The organism is Rhodococcus sp. 05-2256-B1 (genome assembly GCF_002258465.1).
GTDB classification, from domain to species: domain Bacteria; phylum Actinomycetota; class Actinomycetes; order Mycobacteriales; family Mycobacteriaceae; genus Rhodococcoides; species Rhodococcoides fascians.
Genome location: NZ_NOZA01000015.1, coordinates 175,748 through 193,293 on the forward strand (window position 1 = coordinate 175,748; position 17,546 = coordinate 193,293).

At 65.2% G+C, this 17,546-nt stretch carries 16 protein-coding genes and 2 tRNA genes; 9 read left to right on the forward strand and 9 right to left on the reverse strand.

Annotated features, from left to right (window positions below; translation table 11 throughout):
- The first annotated feature begins 12 nt into the window (after window positions 1-12).
- A complete protein-coding gene (locus CH285_RS06835; protein WP_032374451.1) occupies window positions 13-492 on the forward strand; it encodes a ribose-5-phosphate isomerase in 480 nt (159 codons plus the stop codon).
- Window positions 493-1,287 carry an Fpg/Nei family DNA glycosylase gene (locus tag CH285_RS06840; protein WP_032368209.1) on the forward strand — a complete coding sequence of 265 codons (795 nt, stop codon included), beginning with the start codon at window positions 493-495 and terminating at the stop codon, window positions 1,285-1,287.
- A 10-nt stretch (window positions 1,288-1,297) separates the two neighbouring features.
- Here CH285_RS06840 and CH285_RS06845 read toward each other — a convergent pair whose 3' ends face one another.
- Together CH285_RS06845 and CH285_RS06850 are read right to left on the reverse strand one after the other, a co-directional pair.
- The gene (locus CH285_RS06845; protein WP_094644398.1) at window positions 1,298-2,092 is read right to left on the reverse strand and encodes a hypothetical protein; all 795 of its coding nucleotides are present in this window, start codon (window positions 2,090-2,092) and stop codon (window positions 1,298-1,300) included.
- Between the two features lie 111 nt (window positions 2,093-2,203).
- Window positions 2,204-2,277: transfer RNA gene (locus CH285_RS06850), tRNA-Gly, on the reverse strand.
- A gap of 170 nt (window positions 2,278-2,447) precedes the next feature.
- Between CH285_RS06850 and CH285_RS06855 the strand changes: the two genes are divergently transcribed.
- The 5 genes from CH285_RS06855 to clpX all read left to right on the forward strand — a co-directional run bounded on the left by CH285_RS06855 (window position 2,448) and on the right by clpX (window position 7,002).
- A tRNA-Pro gene (locus CH285_RS06855) sits at window positions 2,448-2,521 on the forward strand.
- Between the two features lie 101 nt (window positions 2,522-2,622).
- Window positions 2,623-4,002: a trigger factor gene (tig, locus tag CH285_RS06860; protein WP_032368208.1), complete on the forward strand. Its 1,380-nt coding sequence runs from the start codon at window positions 2,623-2,625 to the stop codon at window positions 4,000-4,002.
- Window positions 4,003-4,085: 83 nt separating this feature from the next.
- Window positions 4,086-4,736, forward strand: a complete 651-nt coding sequence (locus tag CH285_RS06865; RefSeq protein WP_072692168.1) for an ATP-dependent Clp protease proteolytic subunit — start codon at window positions 4,086-4,088, stop codon at window positions 4,734-4,736.
- Window positions 4,737-4,783: 47 nt separating this feature from the next.
- The gene (locus CH285_RS06870) at window positions 4,784-5,425 is read left to right on the forward strand and encodes an ATP-dependent Clp protease proteolytic subunit (RefSeq protein WP_008715342.1); all 642 of its coding nucleotides are present in this window, start codon (window positions 4,784-4,786) and stop codon (window positions 5,423-5,425) included.
- A 296-nt stretch (window positions 5,426-5,721) separates the two neighbouring features.
- Complete coding sequence (clpX, locus tag CH285_RS06875; RefSeq protein WP_027497577.1) at window positions 5,722-7,002, forward strand: ATP-dependent Clp protease ATP-binding subunit ClpX; 1,281 nt, start codon at window positions 5,722-5,724, stop codon at window positions 7,000-7,002.
- Between the two features lie 90 nt (window positions 7,003-7,092).
- Here clpX and CH285_RS06880 read toward each other — a convergent pair whose 3' ends face one another.
- The 3 genes from CH285_RS06880 to CH285_RS06890 all read right to left on the reverse strand — a co-directional run bounded on the left by CH285_RS06880 (window position 7,093) and on the right by CH285_RS06890 (window position 10,107).
- Complete coding sequence (locus CH285_RS06880; protein ID WP_094644323.1) at window positions 7,093-7,896, reverse strand: N-acyl homoserine lactonase family protein; 804 nt, start codon at window positions 7,894-7,896, stop codon at window positions 7,093-7,095.
- A 6-nt stretch (window positions 7,897-7,902) separates the two neighbouring features.
- On the reverse strand, window positions 7,903-9,264 hold the full coding sequence (locus CH285_RS06885) for an MFS transporter (protein ID WP_032368463.1): 1,362 nt from the start codon (window positions 9,262-9,264) through the stop codon (window positions 7,903-7,905).
- Window positions 9,265-9,432: 168 nt separating this feature from the next.
- A complete protein-coding gene (locus CH285_RS06890) occupies window positions 9,433-10,107 on the reverse strand; it encodes a TetR/AcrR family transcriptional regulator (RefSeq protein ID WP_094644322.1) in 675 nt (224 codons plus the stop codon).
- A gap of 109 nt (window positions 10,108-10,216) precedes the next feature.
- On the opposite strand from CH285_RS06890, the gene CH285_RS06895 reads away from it, so the two are divergent.
- Entirely contained in the window at window positions 10,217-11,107 is an 891-nt protein-coding gene (locus CH285_RS06895; protein WP_094644321.1) for a shikimate dehydrogenase, read from the forward strand.
- A complete protein-coding gene (locus CH285_RS06900; protein WP_094644320.1) occupies window positions 11,104-12,996 on the forward strand; it encodes a sugar phosphate isomerase/epimerase and 4-hydroxyphenylpyruvate domain-containing protein in 1,893 nt (630 codons plus the stop codon). Before CH285_RS06895 ends, CH285_RS06900 begins: the two co-directional genes overlap by 4 nt.
- A 7-nt stretch (window positions 12,997-13,003) precedes the next feature.
- On the opposite strand, the gene CH285_RS06905 is transcribed toward CH285_RS06900, so the two are convergent.
- The 4 genes from CH285_RS06905 to pcaB are packed head-to-tail and all read right to left on the reverse strand — an operon-like array spanning window position 13,004 to window position 17,532.
- Window positions 13,004-14,215, reverse strand: a complete 1,212-nt coding sequence (locus CH285_RS06905) for an acetyl-CoA C-acetyltransferase (RefSeq protein WP_032368206.1) — start codon at window positions 14,213-14,215, stop codon at window positions 13,004-13,006.
- Window positions 14,208-15,026, reverse strand: coding sequence for an IclR family transcriptional regulator domain-containing protein (locus tag CH285_RS06910; protein ID WP_027497571.1), 819 nt, complete (start codon window positions 15,024-15,026; stop codon window positions 14,208-14,210). The genes CH285_RS06905 and CH285_RS06910 overlap by 8 nt, the downstream gene beginning before the upstream one ends.
- The gene (gene pcaDC, locus CH285_RS06915) at window positions 15,023-16,186 is read right to left on the reverse strand and encodes a bifunctional 3-oxoadipate enol-lactonase/4-carboxymuconolactone decarboxylase PcaDC (protein WP_032370216.1); all 1,164 of its coding nucleotides are present in this window, start codon (window positions 16,184-16,186) and stop codon (window positions 15,023-15,025) included. Before pcaDC ends, CH285_RS06910 begins: the two co-directional genes overlap by 4 nt.
- Complete coding sequence (pcaB, locus tag CH285_RS06920; protein WP_094644319.1) at window positions 16,186-17,532, reverse strand: 3-carboxy-cis,cis-muconate cycloisomerase; 1,347 nt, start codon at window positions 17,530-17,532, stop codon at window positions 16,186-16,188. Before pcaB ends, pcaDC begins: the two co-directional genes overlap by 1 nt.
- Between the last annotated feature and the right edge of the window lie 14 nt (window positions 17,533-17,546).

Here is a 17,546-nt window from a genome sequence, read left to right on the forward strand (position 1 = left end):
CAGACTCTAGGCATGCGCGTATACCTGGGTGCCGACCACGCCGGCCTCGAGTTCAAGAATCAGATCATCGAACACCTGACGGCAACCGGGCACGAGCCCGTCGACTGCGGTGCGTTCGACTACGACCCCGTCGACGACTACCCGGCCTTCTGCATCGACGCAGCACGTCGCGTCGTCGCCGATCCGGGCAGCCGCGGCCTCGTGCTCGGCGGATCCGGAAACGGCGAGCAGATCGCCGCGAACAAGGTGCCGGGCGCACGCTGTGCCCTCGCGTGGAGCGTCGAGACGGCGAAGTTGGCTCGCGAACACAACGATGCGCAGCTCATCGGCATCGGAGGTCGCATGCACACGTTGCCCGAAGCACTTGCCATCGTCGACGCGTTCCTCGGCACCCCGTTCTCGGGCGAGGAGCGCCACCAACGTCGCATCGACATCCTGTCCGAGTACGAGCGCAGCGGCGAAGCACCCGAGGTTCCGGGAAAGCCCGAGTAAGTGCCCGAAGGGCATACCCTGCACCGACTCGCTCGGTTGCATCAACGTCGGTTCGGCGGGGCACCGGTGGAGGCGAGCAGTCCCCAGGGACGTTTCGTTTCCGGTGCCGCGCTGATCGACGGCCTCGTCCTCGAGAAGGCCGAGGCGTGGGGCAAGCATCTGCTGCACCGCTACGAATCCGACCTGATCGTGCACATTCACCTCGGCCTGTACGGAAAGTTCACCGAACACGCTGTGCCATTGGATGATCCGGTCGGCGCGGTGCGTCTGCGCATCGTGGGGGAGAAGTACGGTGCCGACCTCCGCGGCCCGACGGCCTGCGAGATCTACACCGAGCAGCAGGTCGACGCCCTCCTGGCGCGTCTGGGGCCGGACCCGCTCCGCAAGGACGCCGACCCGGATGCGGCCTGGGCACGAATATCCAAGTCACGCACGGCCATCGGCACGTTGCTGATGGATCAGAAGGTGCTCGCCGGCGTCGGCAACGTCTACCGCGCCGAGATCCTCTTCCGGCACGAGATCAACCCGATGCGGCCCGGAAAGGACCTCGACCGAGCCGAGTGGGACGCCATCTGGCTGGATCTCGTGGACCTCATGGCCATCGGTGTCCGACGCGGGCGCATCATCACCATCAGGCCCGAGGACGATCACGGTGACACCTACGGTGCCCGCCGACCGCGTTCGTACGTCTACCGCCGGGAAGGCCTCCCGTGCCGCGTGTGCGGAGCCGAGATCCTGCACTCGACGATGCAGGCGCGAAACCTGTTCTGGTGCCCCGTCTGTCAGGCGACGTAGGGCCGGCGAGCTAGAATCCGCCGAAATCCCCTCCGCCTCCGCCGCCGTCGAAGAAGCCACCGCCGTCTCCGCTGTCGAAGAAGCCGCCGCCGTCACCGCCGTCGTTACCTGCTCCGGCGTCGCCACCGTCGTAATTGTCACCAGCACCCCCGTCGGAACCGTCCGCACCCAGGTCGCCACCCGCTGCGGTCTCGTCCGGAACCCCGGCCATGCCGGAGAACATCGCCGAGAACAGGAACATCGAGCCCATTCCCCATGCGCCGGCGACCAAGGCCGGACGCCACCACGGTTCGGAGTACCAGCCTGCGGGGACGGGTCGGCCCGCCACCCGTCCGCCGGGGTAGTAGTTCGGGGTCCGGTCCGACGGTTCCGGTGAGGCCGCGATCTCTCGTCCCTCGAAGTCGACCTTGCGTTCCTCGGTGACACGGCCTGCCTGCTGTTGGCCGTCGATGCCCTGCACCTCGGGGCCCGGGTCCATGCCCATCGCCAGGCGCGCTGCGCGAATGTAATAGAGCCCTTCCAACGCGGTCTGCTTGGCCAGCCTCGCCTGTTCGACGGTTGTCGCCTGGTCGATTTGCGAGCCTGCTGCGATATTGCGCTCGGATGCGTCGGCGAGGGCCTGCTTGGATGCGGTGTCGGAGCCGACGAGGTTGTAGACCTGGCCGCCGAGCCGTTCGATCGACTGGCGGGCGTCGGCCTTCGCATCGGCCAGTGCGGTGGCCGCGGCTGCGGCGGAGTTCTTCTTGCTGCGCAGCACCAGCAGTGCCACTACGGCCACGACGATGACGATCAGGACGATTTCCACTTCTGAGCCTTCCATCGGCGATACATGTCCAGTTCGTCCGATTCACTCGAACACTCTCGACGATACGCGGACACGAAAAAGCCCCGCACTCGTGAAGTGCGGGGCTTTCGATGGAGCCGATGACGAGAATCGAACTCGCGTAGCCTGTTTGGAAGACAGGGGCTCTACCATTGAGCTACATCGGCGTGCAAACAACAGTCGTGGGATCGCCAGTTCCGTCGCCTGCGTTTCAAGACTGTACCCAAAGCGGTTGCCGGATTCCAAACCGGCCCGTCGAGCCCGGTCTCACGGAACGTCATGGGTGGGGCGCCCATGAGGGGCTACTATCGGTTGCTGTTCAATGGTGTCCGTACGACGGGGTGTGGCGCAGCTTGGTAGCGCATCCGCTTTGGGAGCGGAGGGTCGCAGGTTCAATTCCTGTCACCCCGACAAATGAGAGCCGCGGGCACGGCTCACCGTGCTCGTGGCGAGCGGAAGACAGCAAGCCAGAACTGCCAGCAAGCAAGAATCACCACAAAGGAGCATGTCCCGTGAAGAGCACCGTCGAGCAGCTGAGCCCGACGCGAGTCCGTATCAACGTTGAGGTGCCCTTCGAGGAGCTCAAGCCTGATTTCGACCGCGCGTACAAGGCTTTGGCTCAGCAGATCCGCCTCCCCGGATTCCGTCCCGGCAAGGCTCCGGCCAAGTTGCTCGAGGCGCGAGTCGGCCGTGGTGCAGTACTCGAGCAGGTCGTCAACGACGCTCTTCCCTCTCGCTACTCCGAGGCCGTGACCAACGAGAAGGTCAAGGTCATCGGCCAGCCCGAGATCGAGATCACCAAGATCGAAGACGGCACCGAGCTCACGTTCACCGCCGAGGTCGACGTGCGTCCCGAGATCGAGCTGCCGGATTACTCGACCATCAGCGTCGTCGTCGATCCGCTCGAGATCAAGGACGAAGCCGTCGACGAGCAGCTGCAGTCGCTCCGTCAGCGTTTCGGAACCCTCACCGGTGTCGATCGCCCGGTTCAGTCCGGCGACTTCGTGTCCATCGATCTCTCGGCCACGGTCGACGGCGAGAACGTCGAAGAGGCCACCGCGAGCGGACTGTCCCACGAGGTCGGCTCCGGTCAGCTCATCGAGGGCCTCGACGACGCGATCATCGGCGTCTCGGCCGGCGAGTCGAAGGAGTTCACCTCCACGCTCGTTGCCGGTGAGTACGCGGGCAAGGAAGCCGTCGTCACGGTCAAGGTCGTGTCCGTCAAGGAGCGCGAGCTGCCCGAGGCCGACGACGAGTTCGCCCAGCTCGCCAGCGAGTTCGACACGTTCGACGAGCTGCTCGCCGATCTGAAGACGCGCGTCGAGCGAGTCGCGAAGGTCGAGCAGGCCGGTCAGATTCGCGACAAGGTGCTCGAGACGCTGCTCGAGACGCTCGAGATTCCGGCTCCCGAGGCCGTCGTCAAGGCCGAGGTCGATTCCCAGGTGCACGAGGCCATCCACGGCCTCGATCACAACGAGGAAGCGCTCGCCGAGTTGCTCGAGTCGCAGGGTTCGAGCCGCGAGGAGTTCGACAAGGACGTCAAGGAGGGTGCCGAGAAGTCGGTGCGCACCCAGCTCCTGCTCGACGCCATCGCCGAGGCCGAGAACACTCAGGTCGGCCAGGACGAGCTGACCGAGCGGATCATCTTCCAGGCCCAGCGCTACGGCATGCCGCCCGAGCAGTTCATCCAGCAGGTGCAGCAGGCCAACCAGCTCGGTGCCGTGTTCGCCGACGTCAAGCGCGGCAAGGCGCTTGCCTCGGTGGTCGAGCGCGTCACCGTGACCGACACCAACGGAGCCAGCGTCGACACCGCCGAGCTGTTCGGCAGCCCTGCCGATGCTCCCGACGAGGTCGAAGCAGCTGATTCTTCCGAGGGCGAACAAGAGAAGTAACGCTCACAGCGAACGACGGCGGTTCCGGGACTCCGGAGCCGCCGTCTTTCGTTAGTGTCTGTGTCAGGAACCAACGATTTGTTATGGAAAAGGCAGGTACCGTGACTGTTCAGAATCCGGCGGCTTCGCACGAGCAGAGTCCCGTCATGACTTCGGCCGCAGCAGGGCTGAATCTCAGCGACTCCGTGTACGAGCGTCTGCTTCAAAACCGCATCATTTTCCTCGGTACCCAGGTCGACGACGACATCGCCAACAAGTTGTGCGCGCAGATCCTGCTCCTGTCGGCCGAGGACCCCACCCGCGACATCTCGCTGTACATCAACTCGCCCGGTGGCTCGGTCACCGCAGGTATGGCGATCTTCGACACCATGGAATTCGCCGAGTGCGATATCGCCACCTACGGGATGGGCTTGGCTGCCTCGATGGGCCAGTTCCTGCTCTCGGCCGGTGCGAAGGGCAAGCGGTACGCCCTGCCGCACGCGCGCATCATGATGCATCAGCCTTCGGCCGGTATCGGCGGCAGCGCTTCGGACATCGCGATCATGGCCGAGCAGTTCGCGCACACCAAGCGTGAGATGGCCGAGCTCATCGCTCAGCACACCGGCCAGACCGTCGAGCAGATCACCGAGGATTCCGACCGTGACCGGTGGTTCACGGCACAGGCGGCCAAGGAATACGGGTTCGTGGATCACGTCGTCAGCCGCGCGCGGCAGGCCGGCGGAGTCGGCGAGTAATTCGGCCGCTACCGGCGACCCTCGATCACTCACATCTTGGAGAAACGATGACAAACCTGTTCGATCCCAACCAGTTGCCGTCCTCGCGGTACATCCTTCCGTCCTTCGTCGAGCACTCGAGCTACGGCGTCAAGGAGTCGAACCCGTACAACAAGCTGTTCGAGGAGCGCATCATCTTCCTCGGCGTTCAGGTCGACGATGCGTCTGCCAACGACGTCATGGCACAGCTGCTGGTGCTCGAGGGCCTCGACCCCGACCGTGACATCACGATGTACATCAACTCGCCCGGTGGCTCGTTCACCTCGTTGATGGCCATCTACGACACGATGCAGTACGTCCGCGCCGACGTGGCGACAGTGTGCCTAGGCCAGGCGGCTTCGGCTGCCGCGGTACTGCTCGCAGCCGGTACCCCCGGCAAGCGCGCGGCTCTGCCGAACGCACGAGTGCTGATTCACCAGCCCTCGAGCGGCGGAATCCAGGGCCAGGTCTCGGACCTCGAGATCCAGGCCGCCGAGATCGAACGTATGCGTCGACTCATGGAGACCACCCTCGGCCGCCACACCGGCAAGGATCCCGACGTGATCCGCAAGGACACCGATCGCGACAAGATCCTCACCGCCGAGCAGGCCAAGGACTACGGCATCATCGACACCGTGTTCGAGTACCGCAAGCTCTCGGCTCAGAAGTAGCACGCAAGTACCACCGGTCGGATCGCCTCGCGGTCCGGCAGACGATCGGACGCCGGGCACGAGTGGACAACTCGGCCCGGCTGTCTCGATTCACGCCCCGAATGCCGTGATTGGTGAAAACGGGCGGCGAATCACCGGAAACAACCCGCCCATGTTCGGCGAACACGGGTAGCGTCGCATCCAAGAACTCGGTCGGAGCATCTCGAACTCGGCATGCCATCGATCGAGAAGTAGCCCGTCCTTCCGCGTATGCGGTCGGCCGGGTCGTACGCGGACAAGGAAGTAGGAACCTCCGAATGGCACGCATCGGTGACGGTGGCGATCTGCTGAAGTGCTCGTTCTGCGGCAAGAGCCAAAAGCAGGTCAAGAAGCTCATTGCAGGACCAGGGGTGTACATCTGCGACGAGTGCATCGACCTGTGCAACGAGATCATCGAGGAGGAGTTGGCCGAATCGAGCGAAGTCAAGCTCGACGACCTGCCCAAGCCTTCCGAGATCAAGGACTTTCTCGAGAACTACGTGATCGGCCAGGACGCTGCGAAGCGCACGTTGGCCGTCGCTGTCTACAACCACTACAAGCGCATTCAGGCCGGCGACAAGGCGCGCGATGTGCGCGGCGAATCCGTCGAGCTGGCCAAATCGAACATCTTGATGCTCGGTCCCACCGGGTGCGGCAAGACGTATCTGGCCCAGACCCTCGCCAAGATGCTCAACGTGCCGTTCGCGATCGCCGACGCCACCGCACTGACCGAAGCCGGGTACGTGGGTGAGGATGTCGAGAACATCCTGCTCAAGCTCATCCAGGCCGCGGACTACGACGTCAAGCGGGCCGAGACCGGCATCATCTACATCGACGAGGTCGACAAGATCGCTCGTAAGAGCGAGAACCCGTCGATCACCCGCGATGTCTCCGGTGAAGGCGTACAGCAGGCACTGCTGAAGATCCTGGAAGGTACCCAGGCCAGCGTCCCGCCGCAGGGCGGACGTAAGCATCCGCATCAGGAGTTCATCCAGATCGACACCACCAACGTGCTCTTCATCGTCGCCGGTGCTTTCGCAGGTCTCGAGAAGATCGTGTCCGATCGCGTCGGCAAGCGCGGTCTCGGGTTCGGAGCCGAGGTGCGTTCCAAGGCCGAGATCGACACGCAGGATCACTTCGCCGAGGTGATGCCCGAGGATCTGATCAAGTTCGGTTTGATCCCCGAGTTCATCGGTCGTCTCCCGATGATCGCGTCGGTGACCAACCTGGACAAGGAATCACTGGTCACCATCCTGTCCGAACCGAAGAACGCGTTGGTCAAGCAGTACCGTCGACTCTTCGACATGGACGGCGTCGAGCTCGAGTTCACGTCCGAGGCACTCGAGGCAATTGCCGATCAGGCGATCCTGCGTGGCACCGGTGCTCGTGGGTTGCGCGCCATCATGGAAGAAGTGCTGCTTCCGGTGATGTACGACATCCCGAGCCGGGACGACGTGGAGAAGGTCGTGGTCACGGCAGAGACGGTCAACGACAACGTCTTGCCGACCATCGTTCCGCGCAAGCCCGAACGCCCGGAGCGTCGCGACAAGTCGGCCTGACCAGCTCCGGCACGACACCGAACGAGCCCCGATCATCGAACGCGATGATCGGGGCTCGTTCTGTGTTGTGGAGGTTCTCGATCGAGGTTGTCAGCCGAGGACCGAGATGTGCGGGTGCAGGTCCGGGTCGACCGCGGCACACCGCTGCGCCACCAACGGGTCGTGGCCCGGCACGACATGCTCGGGGCTGTCGGCGAGTTCCTTGATCCGGTCGAACGCGCCGAACATGTCCGGCAGGCAGTGCAGAATCGCGAAGGGACTGTCGGATTCGATGTTCTCGTAGAAGTGACTCGCATCCGACGCCAGCACCAGGGTCCCGCGCTCGGTGTGCACGCTGACTACCTGCATGCCCGCGGTATGTCCGCCCACCGCATGCAACGAGAGTCCCGGTGCCAGTTCGCGGTCGCCGTCGACGATGTCGAGACGCGGACTTCCCGTGACGTGGTCGATGTCGGACCGCGAGTGCAACCAGCGTTCCTGCCCGACGCGGGTCGCCCACGGACCGTTCCAGTAGTCGAGCTCTTTCTGCTGGACGACGTAGCGGGCCGACGGCAGATCTGCGACGACTCCGGTGTGGTCGTAGTGCAGATGGGTCAGCACACATACGTCGATGTCACCGGGGGAGATTCCCAGCTCTCCGATGAGGTCCACGGGGGAGCCGACGTAGTCCAGTCCCTTCATCCGTGACGCCGTCGCCGGTGCGAGACCGGCGTCGACGAGGACGGTCTCGGTGTCCGACAGTGCGAGCCACACGTAGTACGCGGTGGGGTGCGGCTCGTGACCCCGGTCGTCCGCATAGTGGAAGTGCGTGCTGCGCAGGGATGTTCGGCTCGCATAGCGCACGGCGTACACACGCCATTCACCGCTACGGTCCGGTCGCAGTCCGTCGATCATCGCGGGTCAGTTCGACGTCGTACGAGCGACCGACTCGCGCCGAGTCGTTCGAGTGGATCGTCCGAGCTCGTCGGTGGGCGTGCGATAGGTCTCCTTGGACGTGGACACGATCGCAACGTTGACGGCGCAGAACACGGCGGTGACGATGGCGACCGGCAACCACGCACCGATCTCGGCCCCGGCGATGGCACCGGCAATGGTGGGCGCGAATCCTGCTATGGCGAAACCGATCTGGGTACCCAGCGCAGTTCCGGTCAGACGTACCCGAGCCGGGAACATCTCGCCGTAGAACGAGGGCCAGACACCGCCCGTCGCGCTGTGGACGAAACCGAACATGACGATGCCGAAGACGAAGATGAGCGCGTAGTTTCCGACCGAGATGGACCAGAGGTATCCGAACATGAGGATTGCGCAACCGATCGATCCGAACAGGAACACCGGCTTGCGACCGACACGATCGGACAGCGACCCGAAGAACGGGAGTGCGAACAGCGCGACGACGTTGGCGAGTACGCCGACCCACAGCATCGGAGTTCGTTCCAGGCCGACTGTGTTGACTGCGTACGACAGCGCATAGACGGTGAATATCGTACTGACCGAGGCGATCACGGCGGCAAACATGACTCGAAGAACGGCGGGCCAGTGCTCGGACAGCAGTTCGGTCAGCGGGAGACGCTGCGGCTCGGCGGACGCCACCTCTTCCTCGAAGACGGGAGTCTCGTCGAGCGAGCGCCGGATCAGGAATGCGGCGACAACGACGAATGCGCTGAGGAAGAACGGGATTCGCCAGCCCCAGCTGAGCAACTGGTCCTCGGGGAGCATGGCGACCGGGAGAAAGACTGCGGTGGCAAGGATCTGACCGCCCTGGGTGCCGCTGAGGGTGAAGCTGGTGAAGAATGCCCGTCGGTGGTCGGGTGCGTGCTCGAGGGTCATGGAGTTGGCACCCGCCTGCTCACCGCCCGCAGAGAAGCCCTGGGCCAGGCGCAGCAGGACCAGGATTATCGGGGCCGCGAGGCCGATGGATTCGTACGAGGGAAGGACGCCGACTCCGAGGGTGGCGACTCCCATCAGCAGGACGGTGGCAACCATGACCTTCTTGCGGCCGTAACGGTCACCGATGTGACCGAGCACCAATGCGCCCAGTGGGCGGGCCAGGTATCCGACCCCGAAAGTCGCCAGGGCCAACAACGTTCCGGTGGCGGGGTTGGAACCGGGAAAGAACACGCGGCCGAAGACCAGCGCAGCGGCGGTGCCGTAGATGAAGAAGTCGTAGTACTCGAGGGCGCTGCCCACCCAGGCCGCGGTTGCGGCTTTACGCGGGTTGGCTCCGGGGCGCAGGGGCGGGTGACCGGACGTGAGGGGATCCATCGGTGTCGTCTCTTTTCGTGTGACGGGAAGCCGGGCGCACAGTTCGACATCCACGACCCGATCGGCCGCTAATGTACGAAATAGTTAACTCCGGGCGCTCTTAGATATTGAACGTGATCCATGCCACGTGTCAACCCCCGATGCGATGCGGGTCGCTCGATCTCGGTGTCAGGCGTCGGTGGAGGTGAGGAACGCGATGATCATGTCGCCGAGCATGGCCCGCAGTCGTGTGCGGTGCGCCGGGTCGGTGAGGTCGCGCCCGAACAGTGCCTCGAACGTGTATCGGTTGGACAGCCGGAACACGCAGAAGCTGCTGATCGCCATATGGATGTCCAACGCGTCGACATCGGTTCTAAAGAGCCCGTCGGCCTGCCCGCGCGCAAGAATGTCGGCCAACAGCTCGGCGGCCGGATTGCCGAGATTGCTCAGCGCCTCGGAAGTGCCGATATGTTCGCCGCGCAGAATGTTCTCGGTCGATACCAGCCGGATGAAGTCCGGGTTCTGCTCGTGATGGTCGAACGTGACCGATGCGATGGCGCGGATCGCCTCGACCGGACCGAGTCCTTCGACGTCCACGGCTCGTTCGCGCTCGCGGATGCGGAGGTAGGACCGCTCCAGAACGGCCTTGTACAGGCCTTCCTTGTCGGTGAAGTAGTAGTACAGCATCCGCTTGGTCGTGTGTGTTCGCTCGGCGATCTCGTCGATGCGTGCGCCGGCGAAGCCCTTGTCCGCAAACTCCTCCGTGGCTACCTCGAGGATGTTGTGTCGGGTCAGATCGCTGTTGCGCCGACGTTTGACGGCCGGTCCGCTGTCGTCGGAGGTGTCGGTTCTACGCGGAGCCATGGGTCGACTCTATCGCCGGGAATTGCGGAGAAAGGGTGTGTGCGTGCCGTCACCGTAGTACCGTCGAGCTAACTCACCAATTAGTACATTAACGCTCGAGGAGATCGACATGCCGGAATCCCTGCTCTGCGGGCTGATCGGGACGGGTATCGGCAAATCGCTCACGCCCGCGATGCACGAGCGAGAGGGTGCCGAGCACGGTCTGACCTACCTCTATCGGATCATCGATCTCGATCGGCGCGGGCTGACCGTGGACGACCTACCGCGTCTGGTGGCCACGGCAGCCGATCTCGGATTTCGCGGCCTCAACATCACCCACCCGTGCAAGCAACGGGTTCTTCACTGCCTCGACGATCTCTCTGAGGATTCCGCGCGTCTGGGTGCCGTCAACACCGTTGTGTTCTCCGACGGGCGCGCGATCGGTCACAACACCGACTGGTCCGGGTTCGACCGAAATTTCGGACGTGGCTTACCGGGAGCCGATCTGAGTGATGTGGTGCAACTCGGAGCCGGGGGAGCAGGTGCCGCCGTCGCGTACGCAATGGCACGCCGGGGAGCCGCCAAGCTGACACTCGTCGATGCCGATCGTTCTCGGGCGCAGCAACTTCGAGACTCGCTGGCCTCGATGTTCCCCGAGTCCGAGATCTGCTCGACCGGCCTCGATCGGCTCGGCGACGTGCTGAGCACAGCGTCGGGGTTGGTGCACGCAACGCCGGTCGGAATGCTCGAGCATCCGGGATCTGCTGTGCCGCAAGAATTTCTGCGTCCGCAGATGTGGGTTTCGGAAGTCGTGTACAGGCCGGCCGAGACCGAATTGCTCATGCAGGCAGCGCGAGCGGGGTGCCGAACCCTGAGTGGCACCGGCATGGCCGTGTTCCAGGCAGCGGACGCCTTCGAGATATTCACCGGCCGAATTGCGAACGCAGATCGGATGATCGCGCACATGGGCACCCTCATCGACAGCGAAGATCGCGTCGCTGCCACCGGGGCCTCCGCATGACGGCCATTGCCACGTCGGTGGCCACTGTCTCGCTCAGCGGGTCTCTCGACGAGAAGATGCGCGCCATCGCCGAAGCCGGGTTCGACGGGTTCGAGGTGTTCGAGCCGGATCTGATCAGCTCACCGGACCTGCCTGCAGACATTGCGAAGAAGGCTGCAGATCTGGGACTGACCGTCGATCTCTATCAACCCTTCCGTGACGCCGACTCCGACGACCCGGACCAGTTCGCGCGCAACCTCGTTCGCGCCGAACGCAAATTCGACGTGATGGAACAGCTGGGATGCGACCTGCTGCTGGTCTGCTCGTCACCGTTGGCCGGCGCAGTGCGCGAGGACGACATGTTGATCGAACAGATGGCAACTCTCGCCGAGCGTGCACATCGCCGCGGACTGCGGCTGGCCTACGAAGCGCTCGCCTGGGGTAGCCACGTCGCCACCTACCGTCATGCCTGGGACATCGTCCGGCAGGTCGACCACCCAGCGCTCGGGACCTGTCTCGACAGCTTTCACATCCTCTCCCGCGGCGACGACCCATCCGGCATCCGCGAGATACCCGGCGAAAAGATCTTCTTCGTGCAATTGGCCGACGCCCCGCACCTGGTGATGGACGTCCTGCAGTGGAGTCGCCATCACCGATGCTTCCCCGGTCAGGGGAACTTCGATCTGGCAACCTTCGGAGCCGACGTCGTGGCCTCGGGCTACACGGGCCCGTGGTCGCTCGAGATCTTCAACGACGTCTTCCGGCATTCGGACACCGGCCGAACGGCGTCGGACGCACACCGTTCGCTGCTCCACCTGCAGGAGCAGGTCCGCAGCGTCGACACCGTCGTGCCGAATCCCGATCTGTTCTCCCTGCCTCCGCCCGGCCCGATCGAGAACATCGTGTCCCTACGTATCGCCGCGGGCCCTGCCAAGGCCGCCCAGTTGGGCACCACCTTGCGTCACCTCGGCTTCGACCTCACCGCCGCGCACAGCGAACACGGACTGTCGCTGTTCACCCAGGGCCCACTCGCCGTCGCGGTCGACACGACCGTCGACACCCTGTGGACGGCACCGGGCGTCCCCGCCCACCTGCCCGCACTGGCCCAGATCGGGGTCCGCAGCGAGCGGCCCGATCTGTGGTTGACCAGAGCCCGCGCTCTGGGGGTCCCCGCCGCGACGGTCACCATGCCGGGCGTGGCCGACGCGACCGACGCGGTGGTGCGGCTCGCCGTCACCGGTGCAACCTCGCTCGACCTACGCACCCGAGACAGCGCCGGTGCCTGGCAGTCCGCATTCGACCTCGCTCCCAGAGTGCCTGTGCCGCAGGTGAAGCCCTTGGTCTCGCACGTGGACCACATCGCCCTCGCGGTCCCGGCGGAAAGCTGGGACGGCGTGATGCTGTTGCTCCGCTCGGTGTTCGGCATGGTGCCCCGGGACGGTCAGGACGTCGTGGACGCGATCGGACTGGTGCGAAGCCAGGCCCTCACCCTGACGACCATGAACGGCACCATTCGCCTGTCGCTCAACATGGTTCCCGGTCGCCCGTCCGATGCCGACCCCCTGCCCGCCGCCCGCCGCGGAGGCGTCGGACATGTGGCGTTCGGATGCGAGGACATCTACGCCGCGGCCGAGGCAATGACCGAACGCGGTCTCACGCCGTTGCGCATCTCGCCCAACTACTATCGCGACCTGAACGCACGGTTCGGCCTCGGTCAGGACACCCTCGACGCGATGCAGCGGCTCGGCATCCTGTACGACGCCGACTCCGCAGGCGGCGAGTTCTTCCACTTCTTCACCGGCACCGTGGGCGACGACCTCTTCTTCGAGGTGGTGCAGCGGGTAGGCGGGTACGAAGGCTACGGGGAGACCAACTCGGCTGTGCGCCTGGCTGCGCAACTACAGCAGTGAGTAGCGATCAGGACAGTCGCTCGAACACCGCGGCCAGGCCCTGTCCGCCGCCGATGCACATCGTCTCGAGTCCGTAGCGGACTTCTCGGCGGTCCATTTCACGGAGCAGGGTGGCAAGGATTCGGGCACCGGTGGCCCCGACCGGGTGGCCGAGCGAGATGCCGGAACCGTGCGGATTCAACCGCGGGTCGTCCGACTCGATACCCCAGGACCGAGTCACGGCGAGCGCCTGGGCGGCGAAGGCTTCGTTGAGTTCGATGACGCCCATGTCGTCGAGAGTGAGCCCGAGGCGTCCGAGCGCTTTCTCGCTGGCGGGCACCGGGCCGATTCCCATCGTGCGCGGAGCGACTCCGGCAACGCCCCAGCTCGCGAGCCGCGCCAGTGGTCGAAGTCCCAGCGCCGCAGCCTTTTCGGGGGTGGTGACGATGGCGATCGCGGCGCCGTCGTTCTGCCCGCTGGCATTGCCCGCGGTGACCGTCGACTCGGGATCGATCGATGCACGGATTGCCTTCAGCTTCGCCAACGACTCCACGGTCGTGTCGGCCCGTGGATGCTCGTCGGTCGAGACCAGAACCGGTTCCGACTTACGCTGGGGGACGGACACACCCACGATCTCCTCGGCGAACACGCCGCTGTTCTGCGCGGCGACCGCCCGCCGATGCGACTGCACGGCCAGCGCGTCCTGATCGGCGCGGCTGATGGAGAACTCCTGGCGAAGATTCTCGGCGGTCTCGATCATGCCGCCGGGCACCGGAAAGTTCTTGCCACCCGCCGTCACTCGGGCCCGCGCAAGTCGGTCGGAGAGGGCGACCGCCTCGGCCTTGACGCCCCACCGCATGCCGGTCGCGTAGAACTCGGTCTGGCTCATACTTTCGACGCCGCCTGCCAGAACCAGGTCGTTGCCGCCGGACTGCACCTGCATGCACGCCTGCAGTACTGCTTGTAGGCCGGAGCCGCAGCGTCGGTCGATCTGCATGCCGGGCACATCGATGCCGAGATCGGCGTCGAGGGCGGCGATTCGACCGATGGCCGGTGCATCACCGTTAGGTGACGCCTGGCCCAGGATCACGTCGTCGATGTCCGCTCCGGAGATGCCCGTTCGCGCAACGAGTTCGGTGATGACCGTGGCAGCCAGGGCCTGGGCGGAAATGTCACGGAACTGGCCACCGAAACGGCCGACGGGGGTACGCAGGGGTTCGCAGATCACGGCTTCAGGCATGGGTGTTTCCTCGCTTGTCGTTGGCTCCGGTACTTACCCGGAGCAGATCGGTCTCGATGGCGCGGGTGGCGTCGAGCAAGGCCGGGAGTAGTTCGGCGCGCACGGCGTCCGCAGAATGACGTGCAGCTTGGGTCGAGACGTTGGCTGCGGCGACAACCACGCCGGCGCTGTCGCGGATGGGTGCGGCGATCGAACGCAGTCCCTCTTCGAGTTCTTGGTCCACCAGGCAGAAGCCGTCGACCCGCACTCGTTCGAGTTCCCGCGCGAGCGAGGCCGCGGTCGTGATGGTCTTGCCCGTCAACGGCGTCAACCGCACTCGCTCCAGGTACGCATCCAGCTCGTCCTCGGGAAGACCGGCCAACAGCACCCGGCCCATCGAGGTCGCGAACGCCGGAAATCTGGTGCCGATGTTGATGCCGACGGTCATGATGCGGCTGACCGGAACCCGGGCGACGTACACCACATCGTCACCGTCGAGTATCGACACCGAGGACGATTCACGCACTCGTTCGGCGAGCGCCTCGAGATGGGGGCCCGAGACCTCGGGGAGCGAGAGACTCGACAGATAGCTGTACCCCAATTCGAGTACGCGCGGGGTGAGCCAGAACATCGAGCCGTCGGTACGCACGTATCCGAGTTCGACGAGCGTGAGCAGAAACCGTCGGGCGGTGGCGCGGGTCAGGTCGGTCGCTCGGGCCACGTCGGCCAGCGTTCGACGCGGATGCTCACCGTCGAAGGCTCTGATCACTGCCAAGCCGCGTCCGAGAGACTGGACGTAATCCGAGGACGGCGGTGTGTCCGCGGCACTCACGAGGTTTCGCTCTCGGTGATGGCGGCCTGAGCCAATGCGAAAGCGTTGTTGCTGTTCGGTACTCCCGCGTAGACCGCGGTGTGCAAGAACACCTCGGCGAGTTCGTCGGGTGCGATACCGGCACGCAACGCCGCTCGGATGTGCATGTCGAGTTCGTGGTGGTTACCCAGGGCCGTCAGAACGGCCAGAGTCAGCAGTCGGCGGGTGTGGTGGTCGAGTCCGGGACGAGCCCAGACGTCGCCCCATGCGGTTCGGGTGATGAAATCCTGGAACGGGGCCGTGAATTCGGTTCTCGATGCGATGCTGCGGTCGACGTGGGCGTCACCGAGCACACTGCGCCGTACTGCCATTCCGGTGTCGTGCGCCGCGGACCGTCCGGCGGAGTACGCATTCGCTCCGACGTGAGCGGCAATGGCCGCCGTGACGCGGCCTGCCTGTTCGACGTTCGCCAGATGTGCGGCCGGGTCGAGTGTCAGGAGCGTCGATCCTGCAACGCCGTCGGCGATGAAGCGCAGATCGTCCGGAGTGGTCGACGGATCCTGTCGGCCCGCGATCACGAGGGTGGGAGCGGCGATCCTGGCGAGGTCCGCGCGAGAATCCCACTCGGACAACGCCTCACAGCATGCCGCGTACCCCTCGTCGGAGGTCTCGGCGATCATGCGTCGACACCGTGCGACGAGATCGGTGTCGCGGGCGGCGAGTTCGGGCGTGAACCACCGTGCGAGTACAGCGTCCGCGAGTGCTGCTGTCCCCGAGGCGCGGACGGTCGCGGCACGGTCGATCCACTGAGCGGCTTCACCGAACTTGGCGGACGTGCACAGCAGAGACAGAGTGCGCACCCGCTCGGGGCGATGAATCGCAATCCATTGAGCGACGGCACCGCCGAGGGAGAGTCCGACCACGTGGACGCGTTCCAGAGCGAGTGAATCCAGCAGTGCAAGAACGTCACCGGCGAGATCGGCCACGGAATAGGGGCCGGGCGGTACCGGTGATCGACCATGTCCCCGTAGATCGACCGTCAACACGTGGACAGAAGCCGACAGTGCGCCCACCTGCGGGTCCCACATCGATCGGTCCGAGCCGAGCGAGCCGATCAGCACGACGGTATCCGCATCGGGGTGCGGCCCCTCGGTGCGGTGGTGAGCCAGAGTGACTGTCATCAGATGTCCTTCGAGTCCGTGGGGCGTTCGGTGTCCGGTGCACACGCAGCGAGGATGACGTCGACCAAGTCGGGTGCGTGACCCACATAGCCTGCTGGATTCAACATCTCGCGCACCGCCGCCGGCGTCAGGAAGGCGGTGATGGCGGGATCCGTGTCCAGTGGCGCACCTGCTGCGCATCGGTCGGTGACGATGTCGCGGGCGCGCTCGGTGTGCGGTGCCAGCGCGGCCGTGACCCGTTCGGCGAGTGGTGCACCACCCGTCGCTTCGAGGTTGCGCGCCATGGCATCTGGATGCACATGCAGACCCGTGAGGCTCGTCGCAATACGATGCGCACCGCCGCCGGTGAGTCGTAGCAGATCGGTGACGGTCTCCCATTCGGCGTGCCACGGGCCAGCGGCGCGCTGCTGCTCGTGGTCCATATTCGCCAGCACTGTCGCAACGGCTCCCGGCACCCGGCGGGCCGCAGCCCGCGCGGTGATGGCGGCGATAGGGTTGCGCTTGTGTGGCATCGCCGACGAACCCCCCGGCGCGTTCTCGGACACCTCGGCCAGTTCGGTGGCGGACATCGACACGATGTCCCCGGCGATCTTCGCAGTGGAGCCCGCGGCAATACCCAACGCGCACGCCAGATCTGCGACGGTGACGCGGTCGGTGTGCCAGGGCGCAGTCTGTGGTGCCAGATCCAGTGCTTCCGCGAGCGCGGCGGCAATGGCCGGACCGTGCGGATGTACGGCGGCCATCGTTCCGGCGGCACCTCCGTATTGCACACAGCACGACCGCCGAACCGCCGCGAGACGGTGACGCGAACGATGCAGCGCCCCAGCCCAATTGGCGGCCACCAGCCCGAAAGTAGTAGGTAGCGCCTGCTGGCCGAGGGTGCGCGCGGCCATAGGAGTGGTTCGGTGCGCCAGCGCCAGGCCTCGCGCCGCGGTATGTGCATCACCGACCGACGCCTCGACGACCGTGAGTGCGTCACGTGCGACGAGCATGGACGCGGTGTCCATGATGTCCTGGCTGGTCGCCCCGGGGTGCACTGCAGCAGCAGGAACTCCGCTCGCGGACACCGCGTTTCGCAGTACTTTCACCAGTGGTATCACCGGATTCCCACCGGCCGCTGCAGCCGCTCCGAGTGCTGTGATGTCCAGAGATTCACCCAGCTCTGCCGCGACCGCGGTGATGATGTCCGCATGCTTCGCGTCGACCACGCCGACAGAGGCAGCGGCCCGGGAGAGGGCTGCCTCGACGTCGAACATCGCCCGAACCCAGCCTCGGTCGCCGACGATCGGTGCGATGATCTCGCTGCCGAATGTCGGATCGAACAGTGCCCCTCTATCGGAAGCCATGGTCCTCTTTCACC

Coding starts and splice junctions, on each gene's coding strand:
- CH285_RS06835 (WP_032374451.1), top strand. CDS start 13: ATGCGCGTATACCTGGGTGCCGACCACGCCGGCCTCGAGTTCAAGAAT.
- CH285_RS06865 (WP_072692168.1), top strand. CDS start 4,086: ATGGAAAAGGCAGGTACCGTGACTGTTCAGAATCCGGCGGCTTCGCAC.
- CH285_RS06870 (WP_008715342.1), top strand. CDS start 4,784: ATGACAAACCTGTTCGATCCCAACCAGTTGCCGTCCTCGCGGTACATC.
- clpX (WP_027497577.1), top strand. CDS start 5,722: ATGGCACGCATCGGTGACGGTGGCGATCTGCTGAAGTGCTCGTTCTGC.
- CH285_RS06880 (WP_094644323.1), bottom strand. CDS start 7,896: ATGATCGACGGACTGCGACCGGACCGTAGCGGTGAATGGCGTGTGTAC.
- CH285_RS06885 (WP_032368463.1), bottom strand. CDS start 9,264: ATGGATCCCCTCACGTCCGGTCACCCGCCCCTGCGCCCCGGAGCCAAC.
- CH285_RS06890 (WP_094644322.1), bottom strand. CDS start 10,107: ATGGCTCCGCGTAGAACCGACACCTCCGACGACAGCGGACCGGCCGTC.
- CH285_RS06895 (WP_094644321.1), top strand. CDS start 10,217: ATGCCGGAATCCCTGCTCTGCGGGCTGATCGGGACGGGTATCGGCAAA.
- CH285_RS06900 (WP_094644320.1), top strand. CDS start 11,104: ATGACGGCCATTGCCACGTCGGTGGCCACTGTCTCGCTCAGCGGGTCT.
- CH285_RS06905 (WP_032368206.1), bottom strand. CDS start 14,215: ATGCCTGAAGCCGTGATCTGCGAACCCCTGCGTACCCCCGTCGGCCGT.
- pcaDC (WP_032370216.1), bottom strand. CDS start 16,186: ATGACAGTCACTCTGGCTCACCACCGCACCGAGGGGCCGCACCCCGAT.
- pcaB (WP_094644319.1), bottom strand. CDS start 17,532: ATGGCTTCCGATAGAGGGGCACTGTTCGATCCGACATTCGGCAGCGAG.